Source organism: Streptomyces sp. NPDC033966 (assembly GCF_055575955.1).
The window spans coordinates 94,408-115,296 of the sequence record NZ_JBVIRQ010000015.1 but is presented as its reverse complement, the minus strand read 5'-3'; the positions used below and the strand labels follow the sequence as shown (position 1 = coordinate 115,296).

Here is a 20,889-nt window from a genome sequence, read left to right as displayed (position 1 = left end):
GCGCTGTGCTCGACGCCGTGCCGGTCGGCGAGGGCGTCGATGATCAGCAGCCCGCGGCCGTCCTCGGCGTCCGTACGGGGTGGGCGTGCGTGGGGGAGGGTGGAACTCCGGTCGCGGACCTCGAAGCGCAGTCGGCTCCCGCGCAGGCGAGCGGTTACGGAAGCAGCTTCGTTTCCCGTGTGCTGAACGGCATTCGCCAGCAGCTCGCCGGCCACGACCTCTGCCACGCACATGCCGTCGGTGCCGATGACCGAGCGCCAGCCCCTGATCTCGTTCATCACCTGGTGCCGGGCACGAGCAGCGCCCTCGGGCGTACTCGTGACGGTCAGCGTGACCTCGTGCACTTCCATGAGCAGCCTCCTGGAGGGGTGCGGTTCCACCAGGCAAGCGGGTCAGGAGGCAGCTGCGCGATGTGCCGCGCAGCTCCTGCATCGTTCATGCACGTTGTGCATGGCGGGCAAGTTCCTTGCAGCTAGGCTCGGTTGAGCAGGCAGGATCGGTCTCGGCAGAAGGGGCCGTGGCGGAGATGGTCGACACGCAGGGCGAGGCGCACCGGATCGGTGAACTGATCCGCCGGGCTCGGGTCTTACAGGGCCGCTCACAAGCGGACGTGGCCCGCGAGCTCGGATACCACCAGTCGAAGATCAGCCGACTGGAGGGCGGACGCGGAACGGACGACATCCGGGTTCTGCGCGACGTCGCCCACATCCTGCGCATTCCCCCGGCCCGACTCGGTCTGGCGGAGGCCGCCCCGGAAGCCGATCCCCACGATCCGGAGACAGAGGAAATGCTGCGCCGCCGTACCTTCCTTGCCGCCAGCGTCACCGCGCTCACAGCCTCGGTCGCGCCGACGGCTGCGCACCCCGCGCTCGTCCGGGCACTCATGCCCGGGATGCCGACGGTTCCGACGACGGAAGCGCCGGATTCCGGGGAACTACGAATCCGGGCCACGGCCATCCGGCGCCTGTGGAGCACGTGCGACTACGCGGAGCTGGAGCGGACCCTTCCCGGCCTGATCACCGATCTCCGCCACTGCATCGCCGACTCCCCGCAGGCCGAGGAGCTTCCCCGCTTCCTGGCCACGGCCTACCAGACCTCGGCCAGCCTCCTGCTGAAGCAAGGAGACCCCGGCACGGCGTGGCTCGCCGTCGGGCGCGCGATGGCCGAGGCCGAACGCTCGGGTGATCCGCTCGTCCTCGCCGCCAGCGTCCGCCTCCACGCGCACGTCCTGGTCCGCGAACAGCACGCCGGCCAGGCCGTCACGCTGATCAAGCACACGGCCTCACAACTCGCCGGCGCGTACGACCAGCAGCCCCACCACCATCTCTCCGTGCTCGGGTTGCTGCTACTGCGCGGAGTCACGGCTGCCAGCAGGGCCGGGGACCGCGCTGCCACCGCAGAGTTCCTGGCCGAGGCCAAGGAGGTGGCGAAGTACGTCGCCTTGGACCACCCCGAGGCCTGGGCCAACTTCAGCCCCACCAATGTGGCCCTCCACGAGGTCAGCGCTGCCGTGTCCTTCGGCGACGCCGGCGTCGCCATCGACATCGCCCGTCCGCTCATGCGCCGCCACATCCCCGTTCCCGAGCGCCGGGCCGCCCTGTGGGTGGAAGCCGCCCGTGCCTACGCGCAGCAGGGCCGCCTCGCCGACGGCTATCAGGCCCTGCGGATCGCGGAGATCTGCGCGGCCCAGGACGTACGACGACCAGCCGTCCGGGAGCTGGTCGCCGACATGGCGGCCCGCGACCGTCGGCGTACGCTGCCAGAGCTCCACCACTTGAGCCGCCGACTGGGAGTACCCGCGTGACCGAGCCGCAGCGCAAGCCCTTCCTGTACGTCGTCGTCTGCGCGGCCGGGATCGCGGGCGACGTTGGGAAGCTGATCGACGCCGCACACGAGCGGGGGTGGGACGTCGGCGTCGTCGCCACCCCGCAGGGGATTGCCTTCCTCGATGTCGCCGTAGTCGAGGAGTGGACCGGCTATCCCGTGCGCTCCGCCTGGCGCGCGCCCGGCGACGCAAGGTCCTTCCCACCTGCCGACGCGATCGCCGTAGCCCCGGCCACCTTCAACACGGTCAACAAGTGGGCGGCAGGCTTCGCGGACAACCTTGCCCTCGGCATCCTCTGCGAGGCTCCGGGCATGGGCATCCCCACCGCCGTCCTGCCCTACGTGAACACCGCCCTCGCAGCCCACCGCGCGTACCAACGCAGCCTCGCCGAGCTGCGTGAGATGGGCGTCCTGGTCGGGAGCTACGAGCCACACCGTCCGAAGTCCGGCGGTGGCGCCGACCGCTTCCGCTGGGAGGAAGCCGTTGACCTCCTGGCTCCGTTGCTGGCGGCAGCGGCCGCCCACCACTGATCCTGCGACTGCCAGTGGGTAAGGCCTGTCGGCCTTGCACAGCGAATGCCTGCGACTGGTGACCGGGAGGTACCTGGTCACCGGCCGCAGGCTGCTGTTCCGGGCCCGTCAGTCCTCGTAGGGGAGGTAGATGCCGCCGTCCGGAGCGGCTATGGCGCGCAGGCGCTCGTACTCGGCGCGGTCTTCCTCGGTCATGTGCGGGAGTACGTCCATGACCATCCGGGCGTCGGGGTGCCGGGTGAAGTACGAGAACAGGAGCTCGGTGAGGGCCTCCACGGCGGTGCCCTGTTCGAGGGCAGCCGCAGCGTTGCGGGCACTCAGGGCGGCTGTGGCTTCGAGTTCGGCGTGCGTGGCCTGGAGGGCGGTCGCCTGTTCGGCTCGGGTGAACGGGCGACCGTCACGGTGGGACCAGGTGTTGGTGTCGGGCCGGAGCTTGAAGTCCGAGTCCATCAGCAGGGCGATGACTTCGATGCGCAGTTCGGATTCGGGCATGCGGAGGTTCCTTTACGGGACGGGGTTGGTGGTGATGTTTTCAATGCTCCGGAAAATCCCCGGTTTGGCTGACCGGGGATCGTCGGCTATGTAGGGACGGACGCGTTCTGCCGTCAGCGCCGGCGGGAGGCGCTGTTCGCGGCCTTCAGAGCCGGTTGTGTGGTCGGCGCGTGCCGGGGGAGCGATGCCGCGGGATCGGCAGGCAGGTGGGCGAGGCGGCGCAGGCGCCAGACGAGGACGCCGCTGACGGACGTGGCGCTGTCCAGCTCCCGGTGTCGCGTGGCTTCGGCGAGGAGGTGGGCCGGGTTGTGGCCTGCGGCCTGGGTATCGGCGAGTGTGGCCGCCAGGGCGGGCCAGCCCGGCTCGGCCAGAATGTGTTCGGCAATCTCGGGCAGCGCCTGGCGTAGGACGGCTGCCTGCCGTCGCTGTAGTGGCAGGGAGCGGCCTCGCTGGTGGAGCACGGACATCGGCTGGACGGCCGCGATCTCGTAGGCGGCACGGAGATGTTCGGCGGCCCGGCGGGCGGCTTCGGCTTGCTGGGCGTGGTGCTTCTTGGCGTGCCAGTTCGCCGCCGCGGTGACGAGGAAGAACGCGGTGTCGATGAGCATGGCGGTGGTAGCGCCCTCCTCTCCGTGGCCGAGGGCCGGTCCGCTGTGGACGAGGTCGTACGCGGCCTGGCGCAGGGCATGGTCGTGCCCGCGTACGGCGCGGACGTGGGAGCACGAGGCCCGCTCGAACGCGAAGGCTGCATCCCGGAGTTCTCGTCGGGTGTGGGCAGCGGAGGTCTCGGCGAGCGCGTCGAGGATCTCGGCGGCAGCCGCTATCCGGGCTGCTGTCGTGCCGTCGTCGCCGTGATCGATGAGCAGCAGTGCCTGCCAGGTCGCCGTGGTGGCGCGGCGGCGGGCGTACGCCGGGCCGGTCACCGGCGGGAGAACGGGCTGCTCCGGTGAGACGCCCTCGTCCGAGGAGGGTTCTGCTGGCAGGGTCCAGCGTTCGCGGATGCGGGGCAGGGAGAGGTCGGGGGCGAGCTTGGATCCCGAGTAGAAGACGGGTTCGCCGTTCTTGTTGCGGTCGTCGGGCAGGGCCACGGTGTAGCCGAGGAGGTCCCCGGACGGTGCCACGCGCCGCTTTACGAGGAGACCGGCATGGGTGAGACGGTCGAAGAACTCCTCCTCGCTCCGGGCGCCGGCAGCCGCGCGTCGGACGCTCTCGCGCAGTTCCTCCCTCGGGGTGCGTTCCCGCTGGTGGCGGTCGGCTTTGTGGCGCTCGGCGCTGGTGGGGCGCTGAGCTGCGGTTCCGTCACCGGTGTTGAGGCGGCGCAGGCCGTAGTCGGCCTCGATGAGACGGGCTTCGGCCTGGGAGCGCTTGGCTTCGTTGTGGCGGCGGGGCCGGCGGCCGTCCTCGCGGACGGTGGTGGCGATGATGTGGATGTGGTCGTCGGCGTGGCGGACGGCTGCCCAGCGACAGGCGGCGGTATCGCCGGCGGGGGTAATGCCGGTGGCGGCGACCATGCGGCGGGCGATGTCGCCCCACTGCTCGTCGCTGAGGATCGGGTCCTCGGGCGCGGCACGTACGGACAGGTGCCACACGTGCTCGGTGGGGCGCCGTGACTTGGGCAGGGCTTCGACGGGCTGGTCGAGGAGCCTTTGCAGGTCCGCGTAAGTGGCTTTCGGGTTGCGTCCGGGGTCGGGGACGAGGCTGTCCCAGGCCGCCACGAGGTGCGGGTCGGTGTGTTCCTCGTGGGTGCCGGGGCCGTAGAGGTAGCGGATCAGGCCGATGGTGCGGGTGCCCATCTTGTGGACGCGGGGGATCATCCGGCGGGAGCCTCCGTCTCCAAGTAGCGCTGGGTGAAGTCCTCCACGCGCTCGGCGGTCCGCTGGACGGTGTCGAGGACCGCCTTGGCGTGCGGGGCGTCGGCGCCGGAGTTCAGGACGGTGGCGACCTGGTTGAGGTTGTTGCCGATCTGGCCGAGGGCTCTGCGCAGCGCGAACAGCTCTCTGACCATCTCCCGGTGGGTGGCGATCTCGGCTTCGGTGTGTTCGAGGTCGCGTGCGGCCTTCAGGGCAGAGTGGGCGAGGAAGCCGGCGGTGCTCATGCGGCAGGCAGACGCGGCGTCGGTGAGGAGCTGGAATTCGTCGTCGTTCATGCGGCAGCTGGGCTGGTGCATGCGCTTCTTCTCGGCGAGCAGGCGTTCACGCTGGCGCACGTGCGATGTCGTTGGGGCGGTGTGCGTGCAGCGGGGGGTGTGGCAGGCGTGCTGTCCCTCCGTCTCGTGATGCGGTCCGGCCTCGGCAGCATCCCGAAGGACCGGCGCCCCCTGGTGCCGGTCCGCTCCCGCCACCCCTGGGGCGGGGGAGCCCAGAGCATTGCTCCCGAGGGGAGCAATGCTCTGGGTACAACTTGCTCCTCCTGAGGCTGGAAGCGAGGGCATGTGCTCGTCGTGGCTGGGACGGTCGTGCGGTGGGTTGTGCATGCGTGTCCTTGAAGAGGTAGAGGCTGGGCAGGTCAAGGGGCTGTTGGGCGGGGTCGACCGGTTGGGGACCACTCGCTCGTGACGCGAGACGCTGCCGGTGCTGTTCGGGGACCGGGCGGGGACGGTCCCCGATTCGGGAGGTGCTCGGTCCCCAGTGGCATGGGCGCGGGGACCGGTCCCGTCTCGTTCCCCGTAGTCGTGGGTGGGGACGGTCCCCGACGTGGTGACCTGACGGTCCCTGAACCGTTGCGGGGCGGTCCTGGATGGTGGGGACCGTGGGGACGGTCCCCACTGAGTCGGGGATGTCAGGGGGATGACCTGCGGGAACAGAGTTGGGGACCGGTCCCTGTGGTGCCTGACGCGGGCAGCGCAATCAGGGGACCGTCCCCGCTCGACTGCTGTCGGTCCCCTCCTGGGGGAGGGCGCTGTCAGCCGGGGACCGGGGCCAGGTTGGGGACCGGGACGGGGACCGCGACCGGGACGGGGACCGGGTTGGGGACCGTGATTGGGACGGGGACGGGGACGGGGTTGGGGACCGTGATTGGGACGGGGCCGGGACCTGGATGGGGACGGTCCCCGAACGGCTCGGACCAGTTGGTTGGTCCCCACGATGACGGGGACCGACCTGGGCGGGGACCGTGGTGGTCAGGAGCCCGACGGCTGGGCGCGTCGGCGGTCCGGGCCGGTGAGGATGACGCGGGTGGTCATCTCTGCCAGGCGGGAGGCGACGCGGTCCCCGACTGCGTTGCGGAGTTCCGCGATCGGCAGGTTGGTGGTGATCAGGGTCGGGAGCATCTCGGTGTAGCGGCGGTTGATCAGCCGGTACGTCAGCTCCTCCGTCCACTCGGACTGCTTGGCCGCGCCGAGGTCGTCCAGGATCAGCAGCGGGCACCGGCCGAGCTCCTGGATTTCCCGTTCGGGGTCGTGGTTGGGGCGGGGGCGGAGCTGGGCGTAGAGATCGGCGGAGGTGACCGCCTGCCAGCGCAGGCGGACTCCGGCGGCCAGCAGCGAGCGGACGGCTCCGTACGCCTGGTGGGTCTTGCCGATGCCGGTGGGCCCGGCGATCAGCAGCGAGGGGCCGTAGGCGATGCCCCGGGTCCCGGCCGGCCCGTTCCGCCCGGCGCGGGTGACCGCCTCCACCCAGCCCAGGACTTCGGGTTGGGTGGCGAGTGCTTCGCGGTAGCGGGGCGGGATGCGACGATCGGCGAGTTCAAGGGCGGTCACCGGCTCCATCGTGGGCCCGGCGGGGGTGGCGTCGGGGTCGATGCCCTTGGTGGCGAGGATGGCCTGGAGACGGGCTGCCAGGGCGCCGGCACGCTGGGGTTCGCGGATCGCGGTGGTCACAGCTGGCCTCCGTAAGCGGCTTCGGCGTCAACGGGGTTGGTGTACGGCTGAGGGGTTCGGCGCGCGCCAGCAGCGGCCTGCGGCGGGTTCATGGCCTCGTTGACCAAGCTGGGCAGCAGGCTCGGGTAGAGGCTCTTGAGGCGCATGCGGTCGACCCCGGCTCGGATGTGGTCCGGGTCGATGCCTTCGTGCAGCAACTTGCTGATCTCCCGGCCGACATGGCCCAAGACCTTCTCCGGAGGTCGCTTCCCGCACGCGGCGGCGTACTCGGCGACCAGTTGCTGGGCCGTTGCGGTCTGCGGTGTGGCGGGGGCGCTCGCGCCTCCCAACGGAGATCCTAGATCCATGATCCTAGGTCCTAGATCCGGACCGTGAGGGCTCGGCGCAGGCTCCCGCACTTCCTGCTGATGCTGCACGCAGGGCTCACTGAACCCGTCCTGACCTGCGGATACGGGGACCATCGAAGCGGCATGAGGTGTGGGTGCGAGCTCCAGTGCGGGTGCCTGATGGTGCACGGACGCCTCACGGAGCCCTCCCTGCGCCAGCGGTGAAGTCAGGGGTACCCGGCCGCCGTCGTGGTAGGGGCAGTTCGGGTGCCGGACACCGCTGGGGCGGTTGACCTTCTGGTGCTTGGAGAAGGTCACGATGTGCAGGTACCGCTTGCCGTCCTCGCCTTCGTACCGGCAGATGAGTTCATTGCCGGCGAGCTGGGTGAGGTCGTCCTCGACCTCGATCGGGCCGTGTTCGGGGCGCAGCGAGCACAAGAGGCCTGCGATGACGGCGGACTGGTCACGGAACCGGCCGTGGTCGTCGGCCTGGGTGAGCAGACCGAAGAACGTCCGCTCCGCGGTGATGCTGACGGCGGCCAGCGATTCGGAGCTGAAGGCTTCCGGCTTGATGGTGCGGATGCGTGCCATGCCTATCGCCCCGCCTTCGCCTGCTGCTGGGACGGCGACGCCGGGGTGGGCGCGGGTGTGCGGACGGCTGCGTCGGCCGTACTGTTGGGCATAGACGTTCCTCAGATCCGTTCAGGAGTGGGCGGTTTGGACAAGGGACTCCCATCGGCTCTCGGCGCTGCAACGCCGGGAGCCGATTCCTTTGTCAGGGGTGCTTGGCCAAGACAGCCACACCCAGCCCGCGCAAGTCCAGCGAATCCGCACTCGAAAAGCGTCAGAGTGCATCGCTGATCGCGAACGTCTTTACAGTAAGGGCGAATCCCCGGTTGACCAAAAAGTCGACGGCCTAGGGAGAGCGGCGAAGATCGCACCCCGAAATCTATTGACCGGGGTAGATGAGGCGATCTATGTTTCCGCCGCCGGAGCCGCTGATGGTGTGCGTACCTCTGTGATCCGAGATGGGTCCTAGTTCCGCAATGGCCGCCTATGCGGGACTTGCCAGTTCGTTCTCCGCGAAACGGGCCCCAAAGTCCCATGTCTGGGCTTCCGCGATTACGTGAACCCGGGAACCCGAGCTACAACAGACGCATGCCCCGAAGAGCTACGGAAATCGGTCCCGCCGGAGAACGGACCGCCCACGCCATCGAGCGGCTGCGCACCTCGCGTGGATTCGCCCAGCGCGAGCTCGCTGCCCGTGTCACCGAGCTCGGCCACCCCATGACCAACACCATGCTGTCCCGCATCGAACGCACCCGCCGACGCTGCGACGTGGATGACCTCGTCGCCATCGCGGCCGCCCTCGGTGTCTCCCCACTCGCCCTGCTCTAGCCCGGGACGCAGGGGTCCGGGCGGGTGCGCGGTGACGTCGCCCCGGCTTATACCCGACGATCCCCGGTCAGCCAAACCGGGGATTCTCCAGACCATTGAAGTAGTCCGCTCCACCCGCCTGACAGCAAGCGGGGGCGGACTCGTCATGCCCGATGTCCGTCGCCAGAGGTTGGCGACGGAGGACCCCGAAGGTTTCGGTACGTGCGAAGTGTTGCTTGTGACAGTGAATTGCTGGCGAATGTCCGTATGTCTGCCCGTGTGTCGCCGCTGGGGAGGGGTTTTCTGAACGTGCGTGAAGCCGCCGAATACCTGGGGCTGTCGCCTGCCACCCTTTACGTGTGGCGGCACCGTCGCCAAGGTCCGCCGAGTTTTCGGATGGGGCGGAGCGGACGTGTGATGTACCGGATCGAAGCGCTTGACGGGTGGATCCGGGAACAGGAGCAGGCGGACTCCCGCAGTAATACTTCCCTAAATCCGGTGAATGCCGCCCCGCAGCGCCGCGCCGGGTACTCGGCCACGGCCTGACCGATCTACCCGGCCTTACCGCCCGCCCTACGCCCAACCCTTACCCCGAGGAATTCTTTGGCCGGCTATATCGAAGACCGTTGGATTAAAAAGAAGAAGGATCCTGTCACAGGGAAGCGTGAGCGTACGACCCGTTACGGCAAGGGGTCTCGGTATCGTGTCGCTGGAATCCCGGGCGTCCGGGACATGTCGTTCGACGTGCTGGAGGACGCCAAGGGGTGGCTCCGGCGGTCTGGCACCGACAGCGAACGGGGCGAGTTCGTCGACCCGCGCGACGGCTCCATCACCTTGACGGACTTCGTCACGCGCCACTGGCGCGCCGGCGTTCGCGGCGCGCCCGGCACGGTCAAACGAGTTGACGAGCGTGTACGACTCCACATCCTTCCGCACCTCGGTGCGGTGGCGCTGCGCGACGTGTCGGCGACCGTCCTGCGCGGCTACATAGCCACGCTCGATGGCGAGTGCTCTCCTCGGTACGCCCGGCAGATCCTCACCTCGCTGTCGAACATCTTCGAGACCGCGATCGACGACAAGCGCCTTGTCCGCAACCCGATGCGGGCCAAGACGGTGCGCTGGCCGAAGGCCCCCGACGAGGATCGTGACGCGTGGCCGCTGGCAACGGCGCAGCGGGTGCGGGACGTGATCAATCCTCGCTACCGGATCGCGGTCGTCGTCGCGCTGGGGTGTGGGCTGCGCCAGGGAGAGGTGTTCGGGTTGTCGCCGAGGGACATCGACTTCGAACGCGGTGTCATTCGGGTGCGCAGGCAGGTGCAACTTCTCTCAGGGCGCCTTTACTTCGCCCTGCCCAAGGGTGGCAAGACGTGCATCGTCGACATGCCCCGGTCGGTGGCCACGGAACTGGCTGCGTACTTCCTCGATCATCCGGCGGTCGACGTCGAGCTCCCCTGGGGCGGACCGGAGCCCGACCGGGAGAAGCAGAGCTTCCCGCTCGTCCTCACGACGACGTACGGCAACGCCATCCGCGCCAACATCTTCAACGACGAGGCCTGGAAGCCGGCCCTCGCCGCGGCCGGAGTCATTCCCGCGCGGGAGAAGGGTGCGCGGTGGAAGGCTTCGCGCAAGGACGGTTTCCACGTGCTCCGGCACACTTACGCCTCGGTCCTCCTTGAAGCGGGCGAGTCCATCGTCACGCTAGCCCAGTGGCTCGGTCACTCAAGTCCGACCATCACCCTCGACCATTACGCCCACTTCATGCCCGAGGCTGGCGGCAAGGGTCGCGCGGCCATCGATGCGCTGCTCGGCACGGTGCCCGAGTACGTACCTGAGGGCCTCGTCTCCTCTCACGGCAGCATCTGAGAGCCCGTACCGACAGCGGTCGCCTGCGCCCGGCAATGTTCCAGCCCCGCGGTCACCTCCGCCTGGTCCGGGCTGTCCTCGGTCGCCAGTAGTTTCCCGGCCGTAACCATGGCCGCCCAGAACTCGGGAGGTGAGCCCCGCCCGTCCCGGAACCGGGTCTGCGCGAAGAGCAGGAAGATCTTCGTGAGCTCCCCGGTACGAAACCAGGGGATCATGCCGCCAGGAAAGCCTCCACGGGCGCAGGCGGCAGTCCACAACAGGTTGCGGATCCGCTCGCCGCGACCGTCCAGCACTTGGTCCACGACGAACACGTGCCCACAGGCGAGGAGCATGGCGACGATGTCTTCCTCTCCCGCCTCGAACTCGTCGAAGAGGGGCCGTGCCTCGTGGATTCGAGCTTCGGCGTCCGGCCGGGACACTCCCAGGGCCAGACATAGGGCCAACGCGCAGGCGTCCCGGTCACCGGTGCGCGCGGCCAGTTCGGCGAAGACCTCCTCCTTGCCCTGTCCGGCGGCCAGCATCTCGCGGGCCTCCAGAACGAGCGCGTCCCCGCCTTCCCCGTGCTTCATGGCCAGAGGCTACAGCGATGCTCGAACGCGACAGAGGGGCGCGGTGACTTGAGCGTTCCGTCATTCCCGTGATTCCGGCTGGTCGTGCAGGTGACGACGCTGGGTTCAGCGGCAGAGGTCCATGATGGTGTCGTCGAAGTCGGGGAACTCCCGGGTCGCCAGCTCGATCACGGCTGCCGCCGACCGGCGCTGGTGCGGTGCGAATCCTTCGGCGATGGCTGCCAGCTCCGGATTGGGCTGCGCCTTCCAGTCCGACTCGTAGGACGTGGCGGCTTCCCAGGGGCCGAAGCCGTCGGCCAGTAGCCACAGGAAGTCGCCCAGGTCGCGTGCTACGACACCGGTCTCGCCCTCCGAGCCGAGGAAGACGATGGGCTGCTCGGCCAGAGGGCGGCTCGGGCGGATGAGCCAGATCGCCGCGTACCCGCCCGTGCCGTCCTGTCCGAACACGCGGAAGTCGTTGCCGTCCAGTTCACTGTTCCCGGTCCATGCCTGAAACCAGTCGGTGGTCTCGGCAGCGGACAGGAAGGCCGGGAAGGGTTCGAAGTCGACCCCGGTCTTCCCGTCGGCGTAGTCGAATCGAACGGCCATCGCGGTGGCGAGCGCGGCGGGGAACTGGCGGTCATCAGTGGGCTTCACGGAGACAGGCTAGACAGGGGGTCGGACATCGACGCCCCACGGGCAAGGTCGTTGGACGACTGCCGGCTTGTAGTCGTCGGGGGAGACAGGACAGGCCTGGTCGCGACAACGGGTGGCACAGCATCTGCTGTGCCACCCGTTGTCGTTACCCTCCGCAATCGCGTGCCGTCGAAGGTGGTCGGCGGTGCGGGAGGGCTGGCCCCAAGGTCCGGGGGAGCGCCCGGCATGGGTGGGCTGCGGATTCTCCCCAGATTCTCCCCAGGGGGTCCTGCGGGCCGCTTCTCGGCGTTCGCAGGAGCTAAGTTGATCAATGGTGCTGCTGTGCGGTCTACAGCCAGTCGCGCTTCTTGAAGATGACGTACAGGCTCACGCAGACCACTGCCATCAGGAGAATTGCGAAGGGGTAGCCGGCAGCCCACTTCAGTTCCGGCATGGTCTCGAAGTTCATGCCGTAGATGGTTCCCACCAACGTGGGTGCAAACAGGATGGCGGCCCACGAGGAGATCTTCTTGATCTCCTCGTTCTGTTCGAAGCCGGCCTCCGCCAAGGCGCGCATCTCGGCGTTCTGTTGTTGGGAGACCAGGGTGGCGTTCACCGTGAGGATGTCGGTGAGGGCCTGGCGGAAGCCGTCGACGCGTTCGCTGGTGTGGGTCACGTGGTCGGCCACGTCGCGGAGGTGGCGCTGGAGTTCCTCGTCCGTGCCGTACTTGGCGAAGCCCGCCATCAGGCCGTGGAGCATGCCGACCAGGGGGCGGGTGGCGCGTTGGAACTCGACCATTTCGCGGGAGAGTTCGTAGATGCGGCGGGAGACCTCCGGGTCGCCGCGGAAGACCTCCGTCTCGATCTCGTCCATGTCCGTCTGGACGCCCGCCACGACCGGGGCGTAGCCGTCCACCACCGCGTCGAGGATCGCGTACAGGACGGCCTCCGGGCCGAGGGAGAGGAGGTCCGGGGTCTCCTCCATGCGGCGGCGGACGGCGGTGAGGTCCGGGGCCGCGCCGTGGCGGACCGTGATCAGGAAGTCCGGGCCGACGAAGATGTGGAGCTCGCCGAAGTCGACCTCCTCCAGGGCGTCCAGGTAGCGGGCCGCGCGCAGGACCACGAAGAGGGTGTCGCCGTAGCGCTCCAGCTTGGGGCGCTGGTGGGCCTCAAGGGCGTCTTCGATCGAGAGCGGGTGGAGGTTGAACTCGGCGGCGAGGGAGTGGAGTTCGGATTCGGTGGGGCGGTGCAGGCCGATCCAGGCCATGCCGTCCGGCTGTTCGCGCAGCAGCCGGAAGGTGTCCGCCAGGGTGGTGGGGGAGGCGACCCGGCGGCCGTCGCGGTAGACGGCGGAGTCGATCACGCTCTCGTGGTCCGGGGGGACGGGCGCGGGGGTCGACGATGGGGGCGTGGCGGCGGGGGCGGGCGGGCGGAGCCAGCCCGAGCGCCTCGAAGGCGAGGAGGGGCGGCGGTTTGGGCGCTCCGACATCGCAGTCAGCCTCCGGGGAGTTGGTGGGGGAGTTGGGTGGAGTCGGTGTGTGGTTGCGGACAGGGGGTGTCCGCAATCGGGGATAGGTTGCCGGTATGGCTTCCACGACGCACCCCGTACTCGACACCCGCGCTCTGAACCGTGCCACGCTCGCCCGCCAGCTGCTGCTGAGCCGCGCCGAGATGTCCCCGCAGGACGCCGTCGCGCACCTCCTCGGACTCCAGGCGCAGAACGTGAAGCCCCCGTACTTCCAGCTGCACGCCCGGCTCGCCGGGTTCCGCCCCGAGCAGCTGGGCCGGCTGATGGAGGAGCGGAAGGTGGTCCGGATGGTGACCATGCGGTCCACCATCCACACCCACACCGTGCGGGACGCGCTCGCACTGCGGCCGCTCGTGCAGGGGGCCCGGGACCGGGAGGTGAACTACTTCCGGAAGGGGCTGGGAGGGGTGGACCTGGAGCGGCTCGCCCGGCGCGCGCGGGCCTTCGTCGAGGCCGAGCCGCGCACGATGGGGGAGATCCGCGAGGACCTGCTGCGGGAGTGGCCCTCCGCCGACCCGCAGTCGCTGTCCGTCGCCGCCCGCTGCCTGCTTCCGCTCGTGCAGGTCACCCCGCGCGGGGTGTGGGGCCGTAGCGGGCAGGTGCGGTTGACCACCGTGGAGTGCTGGGTGGGCGATGCCGCCCGGGGGGAGACAGGGGAAGAGGGGGAGGGCATCGACGCCGTCGTGCTGCGCTATCTGGGTGCCTTCGGGCCCGCCTCCGTCAAGGACATGCAGACCTGGGCCGGGCTCACCCGGCTGCGCGAGGCCTTCGAGCGGCTGCGCCCCCGGCTGGTCACCTTCCGCGACGAGAACGGCGTCGTGCTCTTCGACCTGCCCGACGCGCCCCGCCCCGACCCCGACACGCCCGCACCGCCCCGCTTCCTCCCCGAGTACGACAACCTCCTGCTCTCGCACGCCGACCGCTCCCGCGTGATCCCCCCGGAGACCAAGGGCCGCACCTGGACGGGCAACCAGGCCCACTGCACCCTCCTCGTCGACGGGTTCCTCGCCGGTCTCTGGCGCATCGACGAGACGAGCGGCCGGCCGCGGCTGACCGTCGAGCTCTTCGGTACGCAGACCCCCGCGCGCCGGGACGCGATCGCCGCCGAGGGCGAAGCCCTGCTCGCCGGGATGGGCGGCGCGCCCGGACCCGTGCGCTTCGGGTCAATCCACGGCTGACGCCGCCCTGGTGGAGGCCCCGCCCGGCGCGGCACGATGCCTCTCATGACGGAGAACAGCGCCACCGAAAGCTTCCAGGCCGCGCGGGACTTCCTGCTCGAACACCGCGGGAAGTACGACGCCGCCCACGCCGGCTTCACCTGGCCCCGCCCCGAGCGCTTCAACTGGGCCCTCGACTGGTTCGACCACATCGCGCACGGCAACGGCGCCGACGCCCTGCGCATCGTGGAGGAGGACGGCACCAGCCGCTCCGTCTCCTTCGGCGAGATGAGCGTGCGCTCCGACTCCGCCGCCAACTGGCTCCGCGCCCAGGGCGTCGCCGCCGGCGACCGGATCCTCGTCATGCTCGGCAACCAGAGAGAGCTGTGGGAGGTGATGCTCGGCGCGATGAAGCTGCGCGCCGTCGTCATCCCCGCCACCCCGCTGCTCGGCCCGGCCGACCTGCGCGACCGGGTCGACCGCGGGCACGTGCGCCACGTCATCGCGCGCGCCGAGGACACCCACAAGTTCGACGAGGTCCCCGGCACCTACACCCGCATCGCCGCCGGGACGGAGGTCCCCACCGGGTGGCGGCGGCTGGAGGACATGTACGCGACCGACGGCGACTTCACCCCGGACGGCGTCACCCTCGCCACCGACCCCCTGATGCTCTACTTCACCTCGGGCACCACCGCCAGCCCCAAGCTGGTCGAGCACACGCACGCCTCGTACCCGATCGGGCACCTCTCCACCATGTACTGGCTCGGGCTGCGCCCCGGCGACGTCCACCTCAACATCGCCTCGCCCGGCTGGGCCAAGCACGCCTGGTCCAACATCTTCGCCCCCTGGAACGCGGGCGCGACCGTCTTCGTCCACAACTACACCCGCTTCGACGCCGAGCGCCTCATGGCCGAGATGGACCGCGGCGGCGTCACCACCTTCTGCGCCCCGCCCACCGTCTGGCGGATGCTGATCCAGTCCGACCTCACCAAGCTCCGCCAGCCCCCGCGCGAGGCCGTCGCCGCCGGCGAACCGCTGAACCCCGAGGTCATCGAGCGGGTCCGGGACGCCTGGGGCATCACCATCCGCGACGGCTTCGGCCAGACCGAGACCACCCTCCAGGTGGGCAACTTCCCCGGAGCCGAGGTCAAGCCCGGGTCCATGGGCCGCCCCGCGCCCGGGTACGAGATCGTGCTGCTGGACGCCGTCACCGGCAAGGAGTCGCCCGTCGAGGGCGAGCTCTGCGTGGACCTGCGCCGCGCCCCCGCCGGGGTGATGACCGGCTACCGGGACGACCCCGGGCGCACCGCCGAGGCCATGGCGGACGGGCTCTACCGCACCGGCGACATCGCCTCCCGCGACGCCGACGGGTACCTCACCTACGTGGGCCGGGCCGACGACGTCTTCAAGGCCTCCGACTACAAGATCAGCCCCTTCGAGCTGGAGAGCGCCCTCCTGGAGCACGAGGCCGTCGCCGAGGCGGCCGTCGTCCCCGCCCCCGACGAGCTGCGCCTGGCCGTTCCGAAGGCGTACATCACCCTCGCAGCCGGCTGGGAGCCCGGGAAGGAGACGGCCCGGGCGCTCTTCGAGCACTCCCGGGCGGTCCTCTCCCCCTACAAGCGGATCCGGCGCATCGAGTTCGCCGAGCTCCCCAAGACCGTCTCCGGCAAGATCCGCCGCGTCGAGCTGAGGGAGCTCACCGCGGCCGGCTCGGCGGGGGAGTACGACGAGGCCGACCTGGGCTGAGCACGGCGTACGGGCCTCAGCCCGGCAGCTGCGCCTCGATCGCGGCGATGACCTCGGGGGCCTCGGGCTCGGTACGCGGGCGGAAGCGCGCGACGACCTCGCCGGCGGGGGAGATCAGGAACTTCTCGAAGTTCCACTGGATGTCCCCCGCCTCACCCCCGGCGTCCGGGGTCTTCACCAGCTCCTGGTACAGCGGGTGCCGGTTCTCGCCGTTCACCTCGGACTTCTCCAGCATCGGGAAGGTCACGCCGAAGCCGGCCGCGCAGAAGGTCTGGATGTCCTCCGCGGTGCCCGGCTCCTGCCCGCCGAACTGGTTGCAGGGCACACCGATGACGGTGAAGCCCTTCCCCTCGTACTTGAACTGCAGCCGGGCCAGTCCCGAGTACTGGGGGGTGAGCCCGCACTGGGAGGCGGTGTTCACCAGCAGGATGGCCTTGCCCCGGTGGGCCGCCAGGCTGGTGGGCTCGTCGTCCAGGGTCGTCAGCGGGATGTCGTACAGGCTCATCGGGCTCTCCTCGGCAGGAAGGGGCGTCGGGACGATATTCAAGATGTTCATACGGACATCAACAGCCCCTGAGCCTAGGCCCCCATTCCCACCAGCCGGTCCGCCGGGTCGTTGACCGGCTGCGGCATGCCCGTCAGGTCCATCACGAACAGCGGTATCCCCAGGTCGTCGGCCCGGCCCCGGGCCTCATCGGTGTACCCGGCCAGGGAGAAGTAGACGCTGGTCGCCGCGGCCGTGAGGCCGTTCAGCCATACGCACTCCACCGCCCGCAGCCCGGCCGGAGCCGTGGTCGGGTCGACCTGCGCCACCACCCCGGGGGCCCGCAGGTCCACCACGGCCGAGGGGATCGGCACCGCGTCGGGCTGGCGTACGTCCTGGAAGCCGAGCCAGCGCAGGTACAGCGCGGCCGTCACCACCGCGTCCCGGGCGGTACGGATGGTCACGGGCCGGAACGCGGGCCGTGACACCGGGGACCGGGACACCGGGGGCGGTCCGGCCGCCGGGCCCGGGCCCGTACGCGCCCCCGGCCCGCCCGGGGCGCCGGCCTCCGCCGGAGCCGGCGCCGTACGCCCCGGGTCCACCGGCGAGCCGTCCCGTACGCCGTCCCGCGCGGCAGCGTCCCCGGTGTCATCGGGGTCGCCGGTGGCGCCGGTGGCACTGACGTCCGCAGCCGGCTGCTGCACCGGATGCACGGGCACCCGTACGACCATCCCGCAGGAGCCGCAGCCGACCTCCGGGTGCGGCCACTCGCTCTCCCGCCCGCAGGCCCCGCAGCGCACCGTCACCCACGCCTCCGACCAGTTGCGGTGCGTGAGGGGGACGGGCGGCGCCGCCAGGTCCAGGGGCGGCGCGACCGGGCTCCCGCAGGCGCAGGGATAGACCGGGACGCTGTAACCGTTCTCGCGCCGGCACGAAGGACAGCGCACCGGTACCGCTTCCGCCATGAGACCTGGACCCCCTCCGTCGCTGTGCGTGGGTCCATGCTCCACCACCGGCGACCGTCGGGTGGCGCGGACCGGCCGATTCACGCCGATCCGGCTCCGAGCCCTGGTCATTTGTACAACTCGCCGAACGCAATGCGGCTTTTGGTGGGTTCCGGGGTGCCCCACCGCCTTGACGTGCGCGAAGTCGCGCTTTAGCTTGTTCCGTATAGCAGAACAAAAATTCCGGATGACGGAAAAGTCTGACGCCAGACCCGCAGGAGAACCTGATGCCTCGTATGACAGCCGCCGCTGCCGCAGTTGAGATCCTCAAGCTCGAGGGTGTCGAACAAGCGTTCGGCGTGCCCGGTGCTGCGATCAACCCGTTCTACCGCGAGCTCAAGAACGTGGGCGGCATCGCGCACACGCTGGCCCGCCACGTCGAGGGCGCCTCGCACATGGCCGAGGGCTACACCCGTGCCAAGGCGGGCAACATCGGCGTCTGCATCGGTACCTCGGGCCCGGCCGGCACCGACATGATCACCGGCCTGTACTCCGCCATCGCGGACTCGATCCCGATCCTGTGCATCACCGGTCAGGCTCCGGTCTCGAAGCTCCACAAGGAGGACTTCCAGGCCGTCGACATCGCCTCGATCGCCAAGCCCGTCACCAAGGCCGCCACCACGGTCCTGGAGGCCGCGCAGGTCCCCGGCGTCTTCCAGCAGGCCTTCCACCTGATGCGCTCCGGCCGTCCGGGCCCGGTCCTGATCGACCTGCCGATCGACGTCCAGCTGACCGAGATCGAGTTCGACCCCGAGACCTACACCCCGCTGCCGGTCTACAAGCCGCAGGCCAGCCGCGCCCAGGCCGAGAAGGCCCTCGGCTTCCTGCTGGAGGCCGAGCGTCCGCTGATCGTCGCCGGCGGCGGCATCATCAACGCCGACGCCTCCGACCTGCTGGTCGAGTTCGCCGAGCTCACGGGCATCCCGGTCATCTCCACCCTGATGGGCTGGGGCACCATCCCGGACGACCACGAGCTGGCCGCCGGCATGGTCGGTGTGCAGACCGCCCACCGCTACGGCAACGCGACCTTCCTGGAGTCGGACACGGTCATCGGCATCGGCAACCGCTGGGCCAACCGCCACACCGGCTACAACCTGGACGCCTACACCAAGGGCCGCAAGTTCGTCCACGTCGACATCGAGCCCACCCAGCTGGGCAAGATCTTCGCCCCCGACTTCGGCATCGCCTCCGACGCCAAGGTCGCCCTGGAGCTCTTCATCGAGGTCGCCAAGGAGTGGAAGGCCGAGGGCAAGCTCCCCGACTTCTCCGCCTGGGCCGCCTCCGCGCAGGAGCGCAAGGCCACCCTGCAGCGCCGTACGCACTTCGACAACATCCCCATGAAGCCGCAGCGCGTCTACGAGGAGATGAACCGGGTCTTCGGCCCCGAGACCCGCTACGTCACCACCATCGGCCTCTCCCAGATCGCGGCCGCGCAGTTCCTGCACGTCTACAAGCCGCGCCACTGGGTCAACTGCGGCCAGGCCGGCCCGCTCGGCTGGACCATCCCGGCCGCCATCGGTGCCGCCACCGCGCAGCCCGAGACCCCGGTCGTCGCCCTCTCCGGCGACTACGACTTCCAGTTCATGATCGAGGAGCTGGCGGTCGCCGCCCAGCACAAGGTCCCCTACGTCCACGTCCTCGTGAACAACGCCTACCTGGGTCTGATCCGCCAGGCGCAGGGCGGCCTCGGCATCAACTTCGAGGTCAACCTCGAGTTCGAGAACATCAACACCCCGGAGATCGGCGTCTACGGCGTCGACCACGTCAAGGTCGCCGAGGGCCTGGGCGTCAAGGCCATCCGCGTCACCGACCCGGACAAGCTGGGCGAGGCCTTCGAGCAGGCCAAGAAGTGGGCCCAGGAGCACCAGGTCCCGGTCGTCGTCGAGGCCATCCTGGAGCGCGTCACCAACATCGCCATGAGCAAGACGGTCGACATGAGCGACGTCACCGAGTTCGAAGAGCTCGCGACCGAGCCCGGCCACGCCCCGACCGCGATCAAGGCCCTCCAGGTCTGATCGACCCCGCACGTACGCAGCGGCCCCCGCTCCTCCTCCGGGAGGGGCGGGGGCCGCTGTGCGTTGGGTGGCGGTGCGGGCGCGCTATCTCCCCCTCGAGGGGTGGGGGCGGGTCGGTGGTTGCCCACCCGCCTCCGCCTCTGGGCGCGGGGCGGGGGGCGCGGGGCGGGATCCCCTTGGGCGGTCTCAGAGCAGCTTTGGGGGTTTCCCGTCAGTCCCATCGTCCTTCCGTGTCGGGCCGGTCCCTCAAGGGCGCTCCCTTCGGTCGCGTCACTTCGTGATCGCCTTCGGCGACCCTTGACCGACCGACCCGCCCCGGAAAGCCGAAAGACTGACGGGAAGCCCCCAAAAGAACGGCACGGTCCAAGGGAGAGGGACGGGTCTCTCAGCGATGAGGCGACGGGGCCGGGCGTCGGCCGGCCGGGCATCCGGGCCCTCAAGGGCTGAGATTCCGGGCCAGGGGCGCGACTACCCGCACGAGAGGATGACCAGACCCCCCTGGCAAGCCCCCCAGGCGCGTCAGATCGCTACGCGCTCCTCATATCTCAGCGTCCGACGACCGCCCGTGGCGGATACCCGCACCAAAGGTTGATCAGAGCAGCCCAGGGAGCCGATGGGCGCGTCAGATCGCTACGCGCTTCTCCCGGCTCGGCGGCCGACGGCTGTCTGGGGTTGGTCTGTGAGTAGTTGCCGTCCGTCGTGGCTTCGCACCGCGCACAGGCCGGCTGGGCACGCTTCCTCGCCTCCTTCGAGGCGGCGTCCGATGAGTGAGTGCTACGAGTACGTGCCGCACCAGCTCCTCCGCCGACGCGTGCGTGACATCGCGTCCGGCGTCGAAGGCGTCCTGATGGCGGTGATCAACGAGAACGTCTCCGACACCGGCATCGAGCGCTGGATGGAGCTGGCCTACATCCGGGGCGCGTCGGGCCGTGAGTTCACCACCGCCGTCGCCAACGTCGCACCCGCCTACGACCAGCCCCAGACGGCCGCCGGCCGCCGAGCCGGGAGAAGCGCGTAGCGATCTGACGCGCCCGACCGCTTCCCGCGCTGCTCTGTTCGTCCTCTCGTGCGGGTATCAGCCACAGGCGGTCGCCGGACGCCGAGAAATGAGGAGCGCGTAGCGATCTGACGCGCCCGGGGGCGCCGGAGGTCGCTCTCATCAGCCTCTCGTGCGCTTAGTCGCGCCCTGGCCCGGAATCTCGGCTCTTGAGGGCCCGGATGCCCGGCCGGCCGACGCCCGGCCCCTCGCCTCGTCCCTGACACGGCCGTGCTTCGACCATCGACCGTGCCGTTCTTTTGGGGGCTTCCCGGCAGTCTTTCGGCTTTCCGGGGCGGGACGGGCTGTCAAGGGTCGCCGAAGGCGATCACGAAGTGACGCGACGAAGGAGCGCCCTTGACAGGCCGGCCCGACACGGAAGGACGATGGGACTGACGGGAAACCCCCAAACCGGCCGTGAGACCGCCCGGGGGGACACCGCCCCCCTCCGGCCCGCAGACGGGGAGGCGGGTGGGCAAACACCGACCCGCCCCCACCCCTCGAG

At 69.9% G+C, this 20,889-nt stretch carries 19 protein-coding genes and 1 pseudogene; 9 read left to right on the top strand and 11 right to left on the bottom strand.

Annotated features, from left to right (window positions below; all coding sequences use genetic code 11):
• Positions 1–2 precede the first annotated feature (2 nt).
• Positions 3–278: pseudogene (locus tag ACZ518_RS32830) on the bottom strand (ATP-binding protein); the annotation flags it as partial.
• 248 nt (positions 279–526) lie between these two features.
• Here ACZ518_RS32830 and ACZ518_RS32825 point away from each other — a divergent pair.
• A complete protein-coding gene (locus ACZ518_RS32825; RefSeq protein ID WP_469116672.1) occupies positions 527–1,804 on the top strand; it encodes a helix-turn-helix domain-containing protein in 1,278 nt (425 codons plus the stop codon).
• Positions 1,801–2,355, top strand: a complete 555-nt coding sequence (locus ACZ518_RS32820) for a flavoprotein (protein ID WP_469116671.1) — start codon at positions 1,801–1,803, stop codon at positions 2,353–2,355. Before ACZ518_RS32825 ends, ACZ518_RS32820 begins: the two co-directional genes overlap by 4 nt.
• 108 nt (positions 2,356–2,463) lie before the next feature.
• Here the strand turns inward: ACZ518_RS32820 and ACZ518_RS32815 are convergent, their stop codons facing one another.
• From ACZ518_RS32815 to ACZ518_RS32795, 5 genes are all read right to left on the bottom strand, one after another.
• The gene (locus ACZ518_RS32815) at positions 2,464–2,847 is read right to left on the bottom strand and encodes a hypothetical protein (protein ID WP_469116670.1); all 384 of its coding nucleotides are present in this window, start codon (positions 2,845–2,847) and stop codon (positions 2,464–2,466) included.
• 113 nt (positions 2,848–2,960) lie between these two features.
• Positions 2,961–4,661 (bottom strand): relaxase/mobilization nuclease domain-containing protein, encoded by a 1,701-nt coding sequence (locus ACZ518_RS32810; protein ID WP_469116669.1) that lies wholly within the window; start codon positions 4,659–4,661, stop codon positions 2,961–2,963.
• A complete protein-coding gene (locus tag ACZ518_RS32805; RefSeq protein WP_392932903.1) occupies positions 4,658–5,053 on the bottom strand; it encodes a plasmid mobilization protein in 396 nt (131 codons plus the stop codon). Before ACZ518_RS32805 ends, ACZ518_RS32810 begins: the two co-directional genes overlap by 4 nt.
• A gap of 912 nt (positions 5,054–5,965) precedes the next feature.
• The gene (locus ACZ518_RS32800; protein WP_469116668.1) at positions 5,966–6,664 is read right to left on the bottom strand and encodes an ATP-binding protein; all 699 of its coding nucleotides are present in this window, start codon (positions 6,662–6,664) and stop codon (positions 5,966–5,968) included.
• Positions 6,661–7,581 (bottom strand): hypothetical protein, encoded by a 921-nt coding sequence (locus tag ACZ518_RS32795; RefSeq protein ID WP_469116667.1) that lies wholly within the window; start codon positions 7,579–7,581, stop codon positions 6,661–6,663. The genes ACZ518_RS32800 and ACZ518_RS32795 overlap by 4 nt, the downstream gene beginning before the upstream one ends.
• 567 nt (positions 7,582–8,148) lie before the next feature.
• On the opposite strand from ACZ518_RS32795, the gene ACZ518_RS32790 reads away from it, so the two are divergent.
• From ACZ518_RS32790 to ACZ518_RS32780, 3 genes are all read left to right on the top strand, one after another.
• Positions 8,149–8,388 (top strand): helix-turn-helix domain-containing protein, encoded by a 240-nt coding sequence (locus tag ACZ518_RS32790; protein ID WP_242707646.1) that lies wholly within the window; start codon positions 8,149–8,151, stop codon positions 8,386–8,388.
• A 246-nt stretch (positions 8,389–8,634) separates the two neighbouring features.
• Complete coding sequence (locus tag ACZ518_RS32785) at positions 8,635–8,913, top strand: helix-turn-helix transcriptional regulator (RefSeq protein WP_469116666.1); 279 nt, start codon at positions 8,635–8,637, stop codon at positions 8,911–8,913.
• 186 nt (positions 8,914–9,099) lie between these two features.
• Positions 9,100–10,230 carry a tyrosine-type recombinase/integrase gene (locus ACZ518_RS32780; protein ID WP_469116665.1) on the top strand — a complete coding sequence of 377 codons (1,131 nt, stop codon included), beginning with the start codon at positions 9,100–9,102 and terminating at the stop codon, positions 10,228–10,230.
• On the opposite strand, the gene ACZ518_RS32775 is transcribed toward ACZ518_RS32780, so the two are convergent.
• The 3 genes from ACZ518_RS32775 to ACZ518_RS32765 all read right to left on the bottom strand — a co-directional run bounded on the left by ACZ518_RS32775 (position 10,215) and on the right by ACZ518_RS32765 (position 12,903).
• On the bottom strand, positions 10,215–10,799 hold the full coding sequence (locus ACZ518_RS32775) for a hypothetical protein (RefSeq protein ID WP_469116664.1): 585 nt from the start codon (positions 10,797–10,799) through the stop codon (positions 10,215–10,217). The genes ACZ518_RS32780 and ACZ518_RS32775 overlap by 16 nt on opposite strands.
• 105 nt (positions 10,800–10,904) lie before the next feature.
• The gene (locus tag ACZ518_RS32770; protein WP_469116663.1) at positions 10,905–11,435 is read right to left on the bottom strand and encodes an SMI1/KNR4 family protein; all 531 of its coding nucleotides are present in this window, start codon (positions 11,433–11,435) and stop codon (positions 10,905–10,907) included.
• A 328-nt stretch (positions 11,436–11,763) separates the two neighbouring features.
• The gene (locus tag ACZ518_RS32765) at positions 11,764–12,903 is read right to left on the bottom strand and encodes a magnesium and cobalt transport protein CorA (protein WP_469116662.1); all 1,140 of its coding nucleotides are present in this window, start codon (positions 12,901–12,903) and stop codon (positions 11,764–11,766) included.
• Positions 12,904–12,998: 95 nt separating this feature from the next.
• Here ACZ518_RS32765 and ACZ518_RS32760 point away from each other — a divergent pair, with 95 nt between their 5' ends.
• Both ACZ518_RS32760 and ACZ518_RS32755 read left to right on the top strand, forming a co-directional pair.
• Positions 12,999–14,120, top strand: coding sequence for a winged helix DNA-binding domain-containing protein (locus tag ACZ518_RS32760; protein ID WP_469116661.1), 1,122 nt, complete (start codon positions 12,999–13,001; stop codon positions 14,118–14,120).
• 45 nt (positions 14,121–14,165) lie between these two features.
• Complete coding sequence (locus ACZ518_RS32755; RefSeq protein WP_469116660.1) at positions 14,166–15,845, top strand: AMP-binding protein; 1,680 nt, start codon at positions 14,166–14,168, stop codon at positions 15,843–15,845.
• Positions 15,846–15,861: 16 nt separating this feature from the next.
• Here ACZ518_RS32755 and ACZ518_RS32750 read toward each other — a convergent pair whose 3' ends face one another.
• Positions 15,862–16,350, bottom strand: a complete 489-nt coding sequence (locus ACZ518_RS32750; RefSeq protein WP_469116659.1) for a glutathione peroxidase — start codon at positions 16,348–16,350, stop codon at positions 15,862–15,864.
• Between the two features lie 74 nt (positions 16,351–16,424).
• Positions 16,425–17,294, bottom strand: a complete 870-nt coding sequence (locus ACZ518_RS32745; RefSeq protein ID WP_469116658.1) for a hypothetical protein — start codon at positions 17,292–17,294, stop codon at positions 16,425–16,427.
• Between the two features lie 275 nt (positions 17,295–17,569).
• On the opposite strand from ACZ518_RS32745, the gene gcl reads away from it, so the two are divergent.
• Together gcl and ACZ518_RS32735 are read left to right on the top strand one after the other, a co-directional pair.
• A complete protein-coding gene (gcl, locus tag ACZ518_RS32740) occupies positions 17,570–19,348 on the top strand; it encodes a glyoxylate carboligase (RefSeq protein WP_469116721.1) in 1,779 nt (592 codons plus the stop codon).
• Between the two features lie 763 nt (positions 19,349–20,111).
• A complete protein-coding gene (locus ACZ518_RS32735; protein ID WP_469116657.1) occupies positions 20,112–20,366 on the top strand; it encodes a hypothetical protein in 255 nt (84 codons plus the stop codon).
• Positions 20,367–20,889 lie beyond the last annotated feature (523 nt).

Excerpts from the sequence above, each read along its gene's own strand:
- ACZ518_RS32825 (WP_469116672.1), top strand. The coding sequence starts at position 527 with ATGGTCGACACGCAGGGCGAGGCGCACCGGATCGGTGAACTGATCCGC.
- ACZ518_RS32815 (WP_469116670.1), bottom strand. The coding sequence starts at position 2,847 with ATGCCCGAATCCGAACTGCGCATCGAAGTCATCGCCCTGCTGATGGAC.
- ACZ518_RS32810 (WP_469116669.1), bottom strand. The coding sequence starts at position 4,661 with ATGATCCCCCGCGTCCACAAGATGGGCACCCGCACCATCGGCCTGATC.
- ACZ518_RS32795 (WP_469116667.1), bottom strand. The coding sequence starts at position 7,581 with ATGGCACGCATCCGCACCATCAAGCCGGAAGCCTTCAGCTCCGAATCG.
- ACZ518_RS32790 (WP_242707646.1), top strand. The coding sequence starts at position 8,149 with ATGCCCCGAAGAGCTACGGAAATCGGTCCCGCCGGAGAACGGACCGCC.
- ACZ518_RS32785 (WP_469116666.1), top strand. The coding sequence starts at position 8,635 with ATGTCTGCCCGTGTGTCGCCGCTGGGGAGGGGTTTTCTGAACGTGCGT.
- ACZ518_RS32780 (WP_469116665.1), top strand. The coding sequence starts at position 9,100 with ATGTCGTTCGACGTGCTGGAGGACGCCAAGGGGTGGCTCCGGCGGTCT.
- ACZ518_RS32775 (WP_469116664.1), bottom strand. The coding sequence starts at position 10,799 with ATGAAGCACGGGGAAGGCGGGGACGCGCTCGTTCTGGAGGCCCGCGAG.
- ACZ518_RS32765 (WP_469116662.1), bottom strand. The coding sequence starts at position 12,903 with ATGTCGGAGCGCCCAAACCGCCGCCCCTCCTCGCCTTCGAGGCGCTCG.
- ACZ518_RS32760 (WP_469116661.1), top strand. The coding sequence starts at position 12,999 with ATGGCTTCCACGACGCACCCCGTACTCGACACCCGCGCTCTGAACCGT.
- ACZ518_RS32755 (WP_469116660.1), top strand. The coding sequence starts at position 14,166 with ATGACGGAGAACAGCGCCACCGAAAGCTTCCAGGCCGCGCGGGACTTC.
- ACZ518_RS32750 (WP_469116659.1), bottom strand. The coding sequence starts at position 16,350 with ATGAGCCTGTACGACATCCCGCTGACGACCCTGGACGACGAGCCCACC.
- ACZ518_RS32745 (WP_469116658.1), bottom strand. The coding sequence starts at position 17,294 with ATGGCGGAAGCGGTACCGGTGCGCTGTCCTTCGTGCCGGCGCGAGAAC.
- gcl (WP_469116721.1), top strand. The coding sequence starts at position 17,570 with ATGACAGCCGCCGCTGCCGCAGTTGAGATCCTCAAGCTCGAGGGTGTC.
- ACZ518_RS32735 (WP_469116657.1), top strand. The coding sequence starts at position 20,112 with ATGAGTGAGTGCTACGAGTACGTGCCGCACCAGCTCCTCCGCCGACGC.